Origin of the sequence: Paraburkholderia sp. BR14374, assembly GCF_040948685.1 — a bacterium.
GTDB lineage: Bacteria > Pseudomonadota > Gammaproteobacteria > Burkholderiales > Burkholderiaceae > Paraburkholderia > Paraburkholderia youngii.
The window spans coordinates 19,834-32,419 of the sequence record NZ_JBFPKF010000012.1 but is presented as its reverse complement, the minus strand read 5'-3'; the positions used below and the strand labels follow the sequence as shown (position 1 = coordinate 32,419).

12 protein-coding genes are annotated in these 12,586 nt (G+C 66.0%); 3 read left to right on the top strand and 9 right to left on the bottom strand.

Annotated features, from left to right (window positions below):
• Nucleotides 1–152: 152 nt before the first annotated feature.
• The gene (locus AB3X86_RS24685) at nt 153–827 is read left to right on the top strand and encodes an HAD family hydrolase (RefSeq protein WP_176106585.1); all 675 of its coding nucleotides are present in this window, start codon (nt 153–155) and stop codon (nt 825–827) included.
• 12 nt (nt 828–839) lie between these two features.
• Here AB3X86_RS24685 and AB3X86_RS24680 read toward each other — a convergent pair whose 3' ends face one another.
• Nucleotides 840–1,712, bottom strand: coding sequence for a hypothetical protein (locus AB3X86_RS24680; RefSeq protein ID WP_368598050.1), 873 nt, complete (start codon nt 1,710–1,712; stop codon nt 840–842).
• A 616-nt stretch (nt 1,713–2,328) separates the two neighbouring features.
• Here AB3X86_RS24680 and AB3X86_RS24675 point away from each other — a divergent pair.
• On the top strand, nt 2,329–3,291 hold the full coding sequence (locus tag AB3X86_RS24675) for a response regulator (RefSeq protein ID WP_368598049.1): 963 nt from the start codon (nt 2,329–2,331) through the stop codon (nt 3,289–3,291).
• A gap of 43 nt (nt 3,292–3,334) precedes the next feature.
• Here the strand turns inward: AB3X86_RS24675 and AB3X86_RS24670 are convergent, their stop codons facing one another.
• Together AB3X86_RS24670 and AB3X86_RS24665 are read right to left on the bottom strand one after the other, a co-directional pair.
• A complete protein-coding gene (locus tag AB3X86_RS24670) occupies nt 3,335–4,327 on the bottom strand; it encodes an alpha/beta hydrolase (RefSeq protein WP_368598048.1) in 993 nt (330 codons plus the stop codon).
• Complete coding sequence (locus AB3X86_RS24665; protein WP_368598047.1) at nt 4,320–4,856, bottom strand: thioesterase family protein; 537 nt, start codon at nt 4,854–4,856, stop codon at nt 4,320–4,322. The genes AB3X86_RS24670 and AB3X86_RS24665 overlap by 8 nt, the downstream gene beginning before the upstream one ends.
• A gap of 236 nt (nt 4,857–5,092) precedes the next feature.
• Here AB3X86_RS24665 and AB3X86_RS24660 point away from each other — a divergent pair, with 236 nt between their 5' ends.
• Nucleotides 5,093–5,404 (top strand): hypothetical protein, encoded by a 312-nt coding sequence (locus AB3X86_RS24660; RefSeq protein WP_368598046.1) that lies wholly within the window; start codon nt 5,093–5,095, stop codon nt 5,402–5,404.
• A 94-nt stretch (nt 5,405–5,498) separates the two neighbouring features.
• Here the strand turns inward: AB3X86_RS24660 and AB3X86_RS24655 are convergent, their stop codons facing one another.
• The 6 genes from AB3X86_RS24655 to phnD form a co-directional block, all read right to left on the bottom strand.
• Nucleotides 5,499–7,079, bottom strand: coding sequence for a TolC family protein (locus AB3X86_RS24655; protein WP_368598045.1), 1,581 nt, complete (start codon nt 7,077–7,079; stop codon nt 5,499–5,501).
• A gap of 7 nt (nt 7,080–7,086) precedes the next feature.
• Complete coding sequence (locus AB3X86_RS24650) at nt 7,087–9,096, bottom strand: FUSC family protein (protein WP_368598178.1); 2,010 nt, start codon at nt 9,094–9,096, stop codon at nt 7,087–7,089.
• Between the two features lies 1 nt (nt 9,097).
• A complete protein-coding gene (gene mdtN, locus AB3X86_RS24645) occupies nt 9,098–10,147 on the bottom strand; it encodes a multidrug transporter subunit MdtN (RefSeq protein ID WP_368598044.1) in 1,050 nt (349 codons plus the stop codon).
• Nucleotides 10,144–10,422: a hypothetical protein gene (locus AB3X86_RS24640; protein WP_176110461.1), complete on the bottom strand. Its 279-nt coding sequence runs from the start codon at nt 10,420–10,422 to the stop codon at nt 10,144–10,146. The genes mdtN and AB3X86_RS24640 overlap by 4 nt, the downstream gene beginning before the upstream one ends.
• A gap of 337 nt (nt 10,423–10,759) precedes the next feature.
• A complete protein-coding gene (gene phnE / locus AB3X86_RS24635) occupies nt 10,760–11,599 on the bottom strand; it encodes a phosphonate ABC transporter, permease protein PhnE (RefSeq protein WP_368598043.1) in 840 nt (279 codons plus the stop codon).
• Nucleotides 11,596–12,573, bottom strand: coding sequence for a phosphonate ABC transporter substrate-binding protein (phnD, locus tag AB3X86_RS24630; protein WP_368598042.1), 978 nt, complete (start codon nt 12,571–12,573; stop codon nt 11,596–11,598). Before phnD ends, phnE begins: the two co-directional genes overlap by 4 nt.
• Nucleotides 12,574–12,586: the final 13 nt, after the last annotated feature.

Below are 12,586 nucleotides of genomic sequence, written 5' to 3'. Positions count from 1 at the left end.
AGGGGACGGCGAAATCGGGGGAAATACGCGCGAATCCGTGGTAATTCGCGCAAATCCGTTAGTGCCGGAACGTGCTGAAAGGCGGCGGCCCGCCCTGGCCGCTTCATCGACACATGGCATAGTGACTGAACCCATCATCACCGGAGGCCGGCATGCGTATCCAGACATCCTTTCTTTTCGACCTCGACGGCACGCTCGTCGACAGCGTCTATCAGCACGTGCTGGCGTGGAAAGAGGCGCTCGACAGCGAGGGTATCCCGCTGTCCGTCTGGCGTATCCATCGCAAGATCGGCATGAGCGGTGGGCTGTTCACGGACCAGTTGCTGCGTGAGACCCACGGCGAGATCAGCGTCGAACGCGCCGAACGGCTTCGGCATGCGCATGCGGCCGCCTATCAGCGGATGCGCGCGCAGGTCTGCCCGCTGCCGGGCGCGCGCGAATTGCTCGCCGCGCTGACGCAAGCCGGCACGCCGTGGGCCGTCGCGACGAGCGGGCGGATGGAAACCGCGTCGCTGAATCTGGCGGCGCTCGGCGTCGATCCGGCCAAGGCGGTCGTCGTCACGCGCGACGACGTCAAATACGCGAAGCCCGATCCCGATCTGTTCCTCGCCGCGGCCGAGCGGCTCGGCGTGCCGATCGAGCACACGGTCGTGGTGGGCGACAGCATCTGGGACATGCTCGCCGCGCGCCGCTGCCGCTCGCTCGGCGTCGGCGTACTGTCGGGTGGCTACGGCACCGAGGAACTGGAGCGCGCGGGCGCGCTGCGCGTCTACGACGATCCGGCCGATCTGCTCGCGCATCTCGACGAGGTGGCGTCGCGGCCGTGAGCCCGGCGTCGCTCAGGGTTTGTTGAGGATCGGCGGCTCAGCCGGGGGCTGAGTGGGCCCCTGAGTGGACCCCTGAGTGGGTCCCACTTTCGACGATTCGCGCACGAGCTTATCGGTCATCGCCGACGCGACCGGATTCGTGCTGCCGCGGCCGACACCCGGGCCAGGTCCGGGGCCATTGTCAGACGGCATCGGCACGGTGACGCCAGACGGCATCGGCAGCGACGGGTCGGGTTTCGCCGATTCCTTGACCAGCTGATCCGTCAGCATCGCGGCGACGGGGTTGGCGCCGTTCGGGTGCGTGTCGTCGCGCCGGCGGCCTTGGGTCGTCTGGTCGATGCGCGGCCCGTACTGTGGCCTCGATTGGGCTTTTTGCTGTGCGTACGACTGCGGTTTCGAGCGCTCGCGCGCGACCGCGGCCGGATTGCCCGCAGCCGGCGCTGCGTTGTCGATGCGGCCGCTGGCGGTCTGGCCGGCATCGGGCGTGACGCTCGGCGCGGGGGCGGCCGCTGTTGCGGGGAGGGACTGTGCGGGAGCGGGTGCCGGAGCTTGCGCCTGAGCTGGAGGCGGTGCCGGGGCGAGTGCCTGAGCCTGGGCCGGAGCGGGTGGCGCTGGAGCAGCCGACTCCGTCCGCGGGGCCGCCGATTGCGGCGTGATCGGGGCGTTGTTCGCGATGTCCGCCCGCGGCGCGGGCGGGCTCACCGGTTGCGCCGGCCTCATGCTGCCGCCCATGGCACGTGCCGTGTCCGTCTGCGGTTGCGATTCCACCGTGCCGGTGACGCTGCGAGTCACCGAGCCGGTCACGGCCGGCACCTGATCGTCCCTGGGGTACAGCAGATAACCGGCGACGCCCGCATCGATCACGAGCAGCCCAACTATCATCATCTTCCCGGTATTCGTCATATCTAAGCAACAACCATTAAGCAACTGCGATTGACTGATGATAAACGACCATTTCGCCATCGACGCTTCTCGTCGGCATATTGCGACGCGTCATGATGTAGATGTCTGATCGGACCTGGCACCGGAACGGCGCACGCCTGCCGCGATAGGCTTGGCCGACGCGAGCGAAGCGGGCATTTTTTCCGTGTTCCGCGGTTTTCTTTTCGATCGATCAGTCGCGCCGCATTTGCGCGGTAGGCGCTTGTAGGAAAGCGATTTAAGTTGTGCCGCCAATGCCCGGAGCCTGTACTATACGAACCATTGCAGACGACCGGCTGCCACAGTTCGATTATCCGGCGTGTAAATGTGACTTGCAGCGACTGGCTCGCAGTGCACATGCCGGCAGGGCCGCCAGAATGGGGCGATCCGAGATGCACGAACAGCGTCGATAGCGGCGACGGCAGGCGGTGACCGGAAGTAGCGACAAGAACCCATTGATCATGCGGACCCGCGGGCGACACATTGCCCGGCATACCTTGGGAAGTCGCTTTGCGAAACGCCAGATCAACCGACCGGTCGGTCTGGCGCGTTCGCGGCGGCGTGGGAAACACGTGAAGATATGAACAACTTTATTCGACCTCCCGTTTTTTATCCGTCCACGGTGGTTTTCGTCGACGACAACGACAGCTACCTCGACGCGCTTCGCCGGTTTTTTCCGGGCACCTACACGAACCTGTTTTTCACGCGGCCGCAAGCGGCCCTCAACTATATCCGCCAGCATGCGCGCGAGAATTCGCTCGAATTCGCAGCGGCGTCGGCGTGTCTGAGCGAGCCGGGTGTCGAGCGCTTCGTCGAGACCTCGGCTGAACGCGACATCGTCGCGCGGCCGTCGCGCTTCGAGGAAGTGGCGGCGGTCGTCGTCGACTACGACATGCCGGGCATCGGCGGCGTCGAATTCCTGTCGTCGATCTCGCATCTGCGTTGCGCGAAGGTGTTGCTCACCGGCGTCGCCGATGAAACCGTCGCGGTGAAAGCGTTCAACGCCGGCATCGTCGATCTGTACTTGCGCAAGACCGATGCGGATTCGGCCAATCGCCTCACCCATTTCCTGAAGGACGCAAAGAGCCGCCATTGCGGGGAGTCGGGCTGGCTCGCGCTCGGTGAAAACGGCATGACCTACTGCGATCCGCGCACCCGCAAGGTGATCGACGAAGTGGTGGCCGCGCAGGGCATCGTCGAGTACTACTGGCGGCCCGAGCAGAACGTGATCCTGATGTTCGACGCCGCGGGCAACCCGAGCGTATTCGTCGCGTGGGCCGAGAACGACTGGATCTCGCAGGGCGAAATCGTCGCCGACGAGGGTGGCCCGTCCGACCTGCTGCGCCAGCTCGCCACCCGCGAGGTGATGCCGCTGTTCTGGCCGGACCTCGCGTATCGTTCCGGCATGAAGTTCCGGCCGCTGACGCCGCAAAGCATTCCCGGCTGGGACGACGCGTTCTTCGGCTGGACCCGCATCGAGCCGGGCGAGGTCGGCCTCGATCTGGTCACGTTCGCGCAGTGGCGCGCTGAGCGCAATCGCTGACCCGCGCGGTAGCGCACTGGGCGCGGCGGTCAGTGTCGCCGCGCTAATGGCCCGCGTGTTCGCGGAGAAAATCGCATACAGCCCTGTGCATGGCCTGCACGCCTGGGCTCGTTTCGAGCGCGCGCCAGCATCCATGCACGAGCCCCGTGCCGATCAGCAGCCGGGCATCTCCACCAGCCTCGCGAATCCGCTCGACGAACACGCGCGCGTCGTCGCGTAGCGGGTCGTGCTCGGCGCCGATGGCCAGCGTCGGCGGCAGTCCGTCGAAGCGGCTTGCGGCGAGCGGGATCGTCCATGCGGGGCCGGGCGTGCGGTCGCCTTTCTCTTCGTCTCTTGCTCCGCTGTTTTCCCCGCCTGTCCCCCAGTACGCGTTGCGAAACTTATGCACGTCCGCGAGCGTCAGCATCGGCGCATTGGCCTCGGTGTCGCGCGCGGGTAGTTGCGGCTCGGTGCCGAGCATCGGATAAACCAGCGCGATGCCGCGCACCCCGCTCACGCCGTTGTCGCGCAAGCGCAGCGCGACGCTTGCCGCGAGCGTGCCGCCGGCGCTATCGCCGGCGAGTTGCAATCCGGCGTGGTCAGGCAGATCGAATGGCAGGCGGTTGGTCAACGCGGCACGCGTGATCTCGAGGCAGTCGTCGTGCGCGGCCGGCGCGCGATGCTCAGGCGCGAGCCGGTAGTCGACCGCGATCACGTCGAGGCCGGTGTCCGCGGCGAGGCGCGCTGTCACCATCTGATGACTGTTCAGCGAGCCGAGCACGAATCCGCCGCCATGAAAATACAGCACCGTGCCGCGGTTCGTGCCGTGTTCGCTTGCCTTCGCTCGATGCCGGTAGAGCCGAAGCGGGATCGCATGGCCCGCGTCGGTGCGAAAGCCTGCGTCCTGTGTGGTGAGTTCGCTGGGCAGCGGCGGCGTCAGCGTGGCAGCGTAACGGTCGTACAGTTCGCGCTGCTCGCGCGTCGTCATCGCCGTGTGATGCGACGGATAGAGCGCACTGGCTCGTTCGATAAACGCGGCGATTTCCGGCTCAAGCATGGTCACTCCGTTCGGATTGCGTTTCCCGTTGCGTTGCGCAGGGCAATGCGATCACACGTCCCGCGAAACGCGCCGGCGGCAATGCCGCATGAGATTGCGCGAGTTCGTGAACGCGCGCTTTGACGTCCGGATCGAAAGCGACGCCGCGCGGTCCGCTGGTATCGACGTGCAGCAGCATCTGCTCGCCAGCGGCGACGGGGCCGGTGCGCTGGCTTTGCGTCGCGTCCAGCGCAAACATTTCGAAGTAGACATGCATACGTTTCGCGTCGTAGCCGAGCACGCGCATGTCGACACGCACCGGCCTGCCACGTTTGATTTCATGCAGATAGTTGACATGCGCTTCGAGCGTGTAGATCGATCGATGCCGCTCTTTGCGCACCGCATCGGGCAGGCCGATCAGATCGATCAGTTCGTCGGTCGCGAGACTGAAGATCAGCAGGTAGAACGCGTCGCGCATGTGGCCGTTGTAGTCGACCCATTCGGCGCGCACGCTGTCGCGATAAGACGGCAGGGCAACGGGATGCGACATGAGCGTCTATCTCCTCGATCGAATGCGATGGCTGTGGCGCGTCGTTTGGCGTTATCAGTGTAGTTCATCGCGTTGACGCCGCGCCGGAACGTGGTGACTTCGAATCGTGGTCGCTATGGCAACAGTGAATTCATGGTTCAGGGCTTACTGCGCGGCCTGACCGGCTCCTAAACTGGCTTTGCTGCCGCGCGAGCTCCGCGGCAATCGGATGAAGCCATCTCTGGAGGTTGGAAATCATGAAGTCCATCAGGTCGCTGATCGAAGCAGGGGTTATCGCCGCTCTGATTGCCGCGCCAGTCGCGGCGATTGCGCAGTCGAATCAGGCCAATCAGCCGCTCTCTCGCGCACAGGTGCACGATCCGTCCAACGCGAATGCGATGGACTATCCGGCCAATATCCAGGCGGCCGAAGCAAGGGTCGCGGGGCAAAACCAGGCTGCGCAGAACAGTGGCTACGGTGCGCCGTCGAATGGTTCGTCGCAGCGCGGCGGCCGGACCGATTTCGCGCCGACTTCTTATTCCGTGCCGGTGGTGAATTACACGCGTTGACTAGACATCGTCAAATGCCCGAATTCGCGACCGTCGCTCAGCGTGACTTCGGCAGATGCACGGCGGCAAAGAGGGACGACGCAGCAGCGCGGCGTCAGTTGACAGGCGCGTCCAGCGGCGAGTCCGCGCCCGCACCGGCCGGAGCATCGATCGAACCCGTCGCGAGCGCAAGCGCCGCCGCCGCCGACAGCGCGCCGCTATAGCTGTCCGCGTAGGCATTCTTCGCGGCCAGCAACTGGTTCTGCGCGAGCAGCGCATCGGTGATCGAACCTACGCCGTGGCGATAGGCGTCGAACGCGGCGTCGTAGGTCGTTTGCGCGGCGGCGAGCAGCTCCTTCGCGGCGGTGTGCGCGCTCAGGCTCGTTTGCAGCGCGTTCTGCGCGCCGACGATCTGCCGCACTGCCTCTTCGCGACTGTGCGTGAGACGGGTCGATGCGCTGTCGGCGTCGTTGCGTGCCTGTGCGAGCACGGCCGAGCGGAAGCCACCGTCATACAGCGGAATCGACACGCCGACCACCACGGTGCCGCCATAACGGTTGCCGCTCAGATTGACGGTCGGCAATTGCTGGCCGATCCCTGGCACCGCCGAAATCGACGAACTGTTCGTGTTGTACGCCGCCGACGCCGACAGGAACACTTTCGGCTTGAAGTCGGACTCGGCCGCCTTGATCTTCGCAAGGTTCGCGCGTTCCGCCGCGTAGGCGCTCAGCACGTCCGGACGCCGCGCGATCGCCGTGGCCACGATCCGGTCGATCGGCTCGCTCATCGCCGGCGATAGTGTGTGGGTAGGCATGTCGGCGATCGCGGGTTTGGCGAGTGGAGAGATGCCCATCGCGGAGATTAATGCGAGGTAACCGTTGCTTTCGGCCCCCTCGGCTTGCACGAGGCCGAGTTTTGCCTGCGCGAAGTTCTGACGAGCCTGGGCCACTTCGATCACGGTGCCCACCCCACGCTGATAGCGCGATTGCGCGGCGGACAGAATCGCGTCGGCGTTCGCGACACTTTGCTTTGCGGTGCCGAGGCGAGCGCGGGCGCTCTGGTACGCGTAGAACGCGACGCTAACGTCGTAGATCACCTGCTGATGGATTGCGGTGAAGCCGATGTTGGCGACCACCGAGGCCTGCGATGCGGCCTCGACACGTGCGGCCCGCCCGCCGAAATCGAACAGCAGCCACTCCAGCGACAGCACCGAGGTCACGCCGTGCGTCTCGCCGCTGATCGACGCTTGACCGAGCTGCGACGTGTCCGAACTTTTGCCGCCCGTGTAGTGAGCCATCGCCGCGACCGACAATTGCGGCAGATAAGCACTCTTCGCGATGCCGGCCGCGAGCGCCACGTTGCGCGCATCGTTCCACGCGATGCGGGTCAACGGATTGGCCGACTCCGCGATGTCGATCAACTCGGGCAGTTCGTACGCGTGCGAGGGATCGAGCGCGGGTGGCGGCGGCACGGCGGCGAGCGCCGGATTGGCGGGCAGCTGATAGCGGGGCGTGGTCGACGCCGACGGCGCACCCGGCGCGTGTGCGCCCGGCACGATGGCGCCGGCTGCATCGGTCTGTGGCTGCCACGGCGTCGCGGAGCTGTCGGGCGCCATGTCGAGCGATGAAGTCGCGCACCCGCTCAAGCCTGCCGCGACGAATATCGCCAGCGCGATGGGCGGGTTGAGTCGACGCATGATTCGACTACTCCTTTGCCGCGTCGGCGGACGCCGCGCGTTCGAATTCGTCAAGGCGTGCGTCGCCGAGACTTTGCAGCGCGGCCCTTGGCGGGTCGGTGACGTCGGGCGCCGGCCGTTGCGTCGTGGTCGTTGCATCGACGCGGGTCGTTTGCCCATGCGCGACGGCCGCGAGCCGTTGCAGCCAGCCTTCGATCGTCGCGGCGGGGGGCCGCCGTTCGACGAGCAGCAGCATCGGCGCTTCGAGCGCGGCGAGGCCGGCCAATTCGCGGTGGTGCGCGGTGAGCCACTGTGGTCCAGGCCGCACCCACGACGGCTCGTAATGCATCAGCGCAACATCCTCGCGCAGCGCGCGGCCGCGGGCCAGCGCAGCCACCACGTCGGCGCGTCGCGTGCCGGCGTACCCGGGCGCGGCAAGGCGTGCCCATTGCTCGCGCAGTGCGGCCAGCGCCTGTTCGACGCGCGCGGCGATGCTGACCGGCCACACCCGTGTGAACACCAGATAGACGACTACGTTGCCGATCAGGATGCCGATCGTGCGATCCCGCGCGATCGTCAGATCGAAGGCGGGCTCCGCGCCCTGGATCACGCAGAGGAAGAACGCGAACGCGATCTGAAAACCCGCATACGCAATGCGCGGCGAGCCGAACGCAACCCACGCCGACAAGCCCGCGCCGATGGCCACGACCGCCATCAACTCGCCGATCGAGGTCAGCGCGGGCATCAGGAACACGATCGCTGCGGTGCCCGCGAGCGCGCCGGCGATACAGCCGGCGATGCGCAGCGCCAGTTTCTCGACGGTCTCGGCGGTGCTGCCGAGTGACACGACGTAGACAGTGATGAAGCAGGTGTGGATGCCGGGCCAGTCGAGCTGCGAATACAGCAGATAGCAGAACATCGCCGCGACGGTGGTCTTCAGCGCGTAGCGGACGTGGTCGAGATTCGTGAAAGCGTCGGCGGTGAAGAACCCGGCATGCGGCGCGGGCGGCGCTGGTTGCGAGGGCGCGTCGTGCGCGGCTTCGGATTCGACAGTGGGCTCGGCAAACCGCGTGATCGTGTCGTGGAACGTGTCGGCTACCGCACGTGCGAGCGGAGTGAGCGGCGCCGACGAGGGCAACGTCAGTTCGATGTCGACCGGGTAGCCGCCAGCGTCGAGCATACGCGCCATCTCGTCCAGCGTAGTCGCGATCGGTTCGACGAACGAAGCCGGCAGGCGCGCCGACGCTTCGCCGCACGCGAGGGCGACCGCGGCTAGCAGCATGACGCTCGACACTGCGGCACGCTGGAGCGCAACGACATCGGCTCGCAGCGACGTTCCTTCCAGAGCGGACATCTTCAGCCACGAGCCGATCTCCGCGTTGCCTTTGCGCAGCGCCGCGTCGAGCGCATCGCGCGTGGCGGCGGGTTCGCGCAGCCCACGCGCGGCGAGGCGCAGACGTTCGGCCAGTTCGCGCGACGCGAGCCGACGCGGCGACGGCGCGCACACGAGACTGACTGCGACCGACATACCGGCGGGAATCGCGACGAACAGCCACGCATACAGCAGCGCGCGAGTCGCCAGTTCGCCGACCGGCACGCGGCCCAGTTGGTCGAGCGCAAAGCCGACGATCATCGCGACGATGGCGCCCACCGGCCGTAGTTTGCTTGCCGACGTGACGAACAGCAGACTCGCCGACAGCAAGGCCATGGCCGCGACGCGCAACGGCGGATAGTCGACCACGACGATGGCCACGGCCAGCACGAGGCCGATTACCATGCTGACGAGCACCAGAAGCGCCACGCCGGTCACGAAGCTGGTGGTCCGGTCGGGCCGGATCATGAAGAACACGATGTAGGCCGACAATGCCGCTTCGGGCGTGCCGTACGCGCTCGTCACCCATACCGTCAGTGCGCAGATCAGCGCGACGCGTGCCGCGGTCGCGGCGCGTCCGGGAAAAGGCGCAAGGAGTTTCAACAGGTCGGCGACGGCGGGCCGCAGCGGACGCTCGACGTAACCGGCGGCGGCCGCGCTGTCCATATCAACGGCACGCCGCGCCATGCCTCACCTCGACGATCGCACTCGCGCCGACGCGCACCAGTCGCTCGGCCGGTTCGTCGAGCAGCACGCGCACCGGGAAGCGCTGCGCGACCCGCACCCAGTTCACCGACGACTGCACCAGCGGCAGCGAGCGCGGCAGGTTGAGCCGATCCGTATCGGAGACCCCTGCGCTGATGCCGACGACCTTGCCGTGAATCGGCTGGCTGCGGTCGATCATCGAATACACGGTCGCGCAATCGCCAGGCGCGATCCGTGAGAGTGCGCCTTCGCGAAAGTTCGCGACAGCGAACCATTCGTCCGCGTGGACGAGGGTGAAGATCGACTGATTCGGTGCGACCGTTTCACCGGCCAGCACGAAAAGGCCGGTGACGTAGCCGTTGTGCGGCGCGCGCACCACCGTTTCATCGAGATTGTGCTGGGCGAGCGCGAGCGCGGCTTCGCGCGCGTGCACGGCGGCGATCGCATCGGCATCGTCGCCGATCGTCTGGGCGCTCGCCTGCTTCTGCTCGCGCGCCTGACTCAGCGACAGCCCGGCTTCGTGCTGCGCAACCTGCGCCTGATCGAGCTGCTGGGCCGGTACGTAGCCTTTCGCCGCCAGCGGCGTGAGGCGCTCCACGTTGCGCGTCGCGAGCGCGAAGGTGTGCGCCGCCTTGTTGGCTTGATCGCCGGCGACCGCCGCGTTGGCGCGCTCGCCCGTGATCGTCCTGCGGCGAGTTTCGAGCGCTGCGCGGGCGAGCTCGAGATCGGCCCGCGCCTGCGCGACGATGAGGCGGTACGGCACGGGATCGATTTCGAACAGCAGGTCGCCTTGTGCGACCCGCTGGTTTTCCTGCACCGCAAGCCTGACGATGCGTCCGCCGACCGGCGTCGCGATATGCACGACCTCGGCGTCGATCGTCGCGTCGTCGGTGGAGGGGAAGCGCGTCGTGCGGTCGTAGGCGAAATACGCGGCCGCGAGGCCGATCAGAATAATCGCGCCCGCGATCAGGCGGCCTTTGAGCGGAGCCCTCGATGTGCCGGCCATTTTCATAGCAGGTGTCCTGTGCCCGAAAGCCAGACGAGCACCGCGACCGTGAGTCCGATCGCGAGGCAGACGGAAAGCTGAAGCGGGACGATCGATGCCCAGCCGGTCGCAACGAACAGGCGATGGGCGAGCAGCGCCGCGAGCAGGCCTATCACGCCGCCGAGCAGCCAGATAGGGAAGTACGCGCCGAAGATCTCGAACGATGGCGCGCCGCGCAGCACGCACCCGGCCAGCAACAGGCTCGGGGCGGCGATGACCGCCAGACGCTGGGTGCCGCGCATAGCTACGTTTGTCATACGTTCCAAGGCCGAGCAGGGCATCGCCGCAGCGACACGATCGTCGCGCGTTGCGAGAATCGGAATATCTGAAGAGGACTTTACCAGTAGCCGACGGTCGATTGGATAGTCCTATGTACTTTCTCGCCTCCATAAATACACCAGGAGCCCGGCGCGGAAAAGGGGACGAGGCGTTGCTGGCTGGCGGAAGACTTTCCAGGGAAGTGTGCTGTCGGCAAGTCGAAGGCAAATGTGAACCGGGGAGACAATGAAAAACGGGCAAAGCGCCGTACGCTTTGCCCGTTGTCTTTCAGAACTGAAGCGCGGTGCGCTCCAACGATGTTCAGATCACCCGCTCACGCAACCACGCCGAGCCGAGGTCGATCACCGTCACGACGACGATCACCATGATCATCACGGCGGCCGTCTGCGCATAGTTGAACGAGCGGATCGCCTCGTACAGCACGACCCCGATGCCGCCCGCGCCGACCATGCCGACCACCATCGCCGAGCGCACGTTCGACTCGAAGCGATACAGCGCGTACGAGATCCACAGCGGCAGCACTTGCGGCAGCACCGCGTAGACGATTTCGTCGAGACGCGTCGCGCCGGTGGCGCGCACGCCTTCGGCCGGGCGCGGATCGATGGCCTCGACCGCTTCGGCGAACAGCTTGGCGAGCACGCCCGTCGTATGTACCCACAGCGCGAGCACGCCGGCGAACGGCCCGAGGCCGACCGCGACGATGAACAGCATCGCGAAGACCATTTCATTGATCGCGCGGCACGCGTCCATCAGGCGGCGCACCGGTTGCAGTACCCATTGCGGCGCGAGATTGTGGGAGGACATCAGTCCAAAAGGCACCGCGCAGACGAGCGAAAGCGCGGTACCCCAGATCGCGACCGCCAGCGTCACGTACATCTCGTGCAAGTAGGTGCGCCACTCGGTGAAGTCGGGCGGAAAGAAGTCCGCCGCGAACTCGCCCATGTTGGCGGAGTCGCCGAGCAGATCGAGCGGACGCATGTCGGCGCCGTGCCACGCGCCGCCGAGCACCGCAAGCACCGCGATCCAACCGAGCAACGACCACCAGCTGCGCTTGCCGGCACGATCTTTCGATTGCGCCGCCTGCGCGGCGGCCGCTTCGCTCGCGCGCGCCGGCGACACGATCAGATCGGTCGTGTTCATTGCTTCGGCTGTGCGGCGCCGAGCGCGCTCAGCTTCGCGTCGAGCGCGGCCAATTGCGTCTTGCGGTCGCTATCGGACAGATGCGTATCGTTCTCGATCTTCTGCTTCTGCTGGAACAGCACGATCTGGCGGATCGGCAGCAGTTGCTGATCCGACGATGCCGAGAAGCCGCTGTAACCGGTGATGGCGGCCATTACCGCCTTTTCGTGCGGATCGGTCTTCGCGTAGTTCAGGAAGAATGTGCGCAGCTTGTCCTTCGTCGCTTGAGGCAGATCCTTGCGCCACACCAGCGGGTCCGACGGAATCAGCGGCGAGGTCCACAGCACGCGCACCTGCGCGTACTTGTCCGGATGCTGTTGCTTGAGCGTGTCCATCATCTCGCTGTTGTTGGTCGCGATGTCGATCTTGTTGTTGACGACGGCCAGAAGATTCGCCTCATGGCTCGACGGCAGCACGCTCTTGAACGACGTATTGACCGGCGCGTTGTGCTTCGCGAACAGGTAGTAGCCCGGCACCAGCGTGCCCGAGGTCGAGTTCGGATCGCCGAAGCCGAGCGTGACGCTCTTGGTGTCCTTGAACACGTCGTCGAGCGTCTTGAAGCGGCTGTTCACATTGGTGATCAGCAGCGAGTAGTAGCCGCTTTGGCCGTCCGCGTGCTCGACTTTGGCAAATACTTCGCCATTCGAACGATCGACGGCTTCGATCGCCGACGCATTGCCGAAATAGCCGACCTGCACCTTGTTGAAGCGCATGCCTTCGATGATGCCCGCGTAGTCGGTCGCGAAGAATGCCTTTACGTCCAGGCCGGTCTGTTTCTTCATGTCATCGATCAGCGGTTCCCAGCGTTGCTTGAGCACCGCCGACGAATCGGTCGAGATGATGCCGAGGTTGATGTCCTCGGCGTGGGCCGCGGCGACACAGGTGAAAGCGGCAGCGCCGGCCGCGAGCGTGATCAGGGAGCGCAGGAGTTTCATCGGTTGAGGTCCG

Bases quoted from the DNA above. Each gene is read 5' to 3' on its own strand.
- AB3X86_RS24685 (WP_176106585.1), top strand. From the start codon at position 153: ATGCGTATCCAGACATCCTTTCTTTTCGACCTCGACGGCACGCTCGTC.
- AB3X86_RS24680 (WP_368598050.1), bottom strand. From the start codon at position 1,712: ATGATGATAGTTGGGCTGCTCGTGATCGATGCGGGCGTCGCCGGTTAT.
- AB3X86_RS24675 (WP_368598049.1), top strand. From the start codon at position 2,329: ATGAACAACTTTATTCGACCTCCCGTTTTTTATCCGTCCACGGTGGTT.
- AB3X86_RS24670 (WP_368598048.1), bottom strand. From the start codon at position 4,327: ATGCTTGAGCCGGAAATCGCCGCGTTTATCGAACGAGCCAGTGCGCTC.
- AB3X86_RS24665 (WP_368598047.1), bottom strand. From the start codon at position 4,856: ATGTCGCATCCCGTTGCCCTGCCGTCTTATCGCGACAGCGTGCGCGCC.
- AB3X86_RS24660 (WP_368598046.1), top strand. From the start codon at position 5,093: ATGAAGTCCATCAGGTCGCTGATCGAAGCAGGGGTTATCGCCGCTCTG.
- AB3X86_RS24655 (WP_368598045.1), bottom strand. From the start codon at position 7,079: ATGCGTCGACTCAACCCGCCCATCGCGCTGGCGATATTCGTCGCGGCA.
- AB3X86_RS24650 (WP_368598178.1), bottom strand. From the start codon at position 9,096: ATGGACAGCGCGGCCGCCGCCGGTTACGTCGAGCGTCCGCTGCGGCCC.
- mdtN (WP_368598044.1), bottom strand. From the start codon at position 10,147: ATGAAAATGGCCGGCACATCGAGGGCTCCGCTCAAAGGCCGCCTGATC.
- AB3X86_RS24640 (WP_176110461.1), bottom strand. From the start codon at position 10,422: ATGCGCGGCACCCAGCGTCTGGCGGTCATCGCCGCCCCGAGCCTGTTG.
- phnE (WP_368598043.1), bottom strand. From the start codon at position 11,599: ATGAACACGACCGATCTGATCGTGTCGCCGGCGCGCGCGAGCGAAGCG.
- phnD (WP_368598042.1), bottom strand. From the start codon at position 12,573: ATGAAACTCCTGCGCTCCCTGATCACGCTCGCGGCCGGCGCTGCCGCT.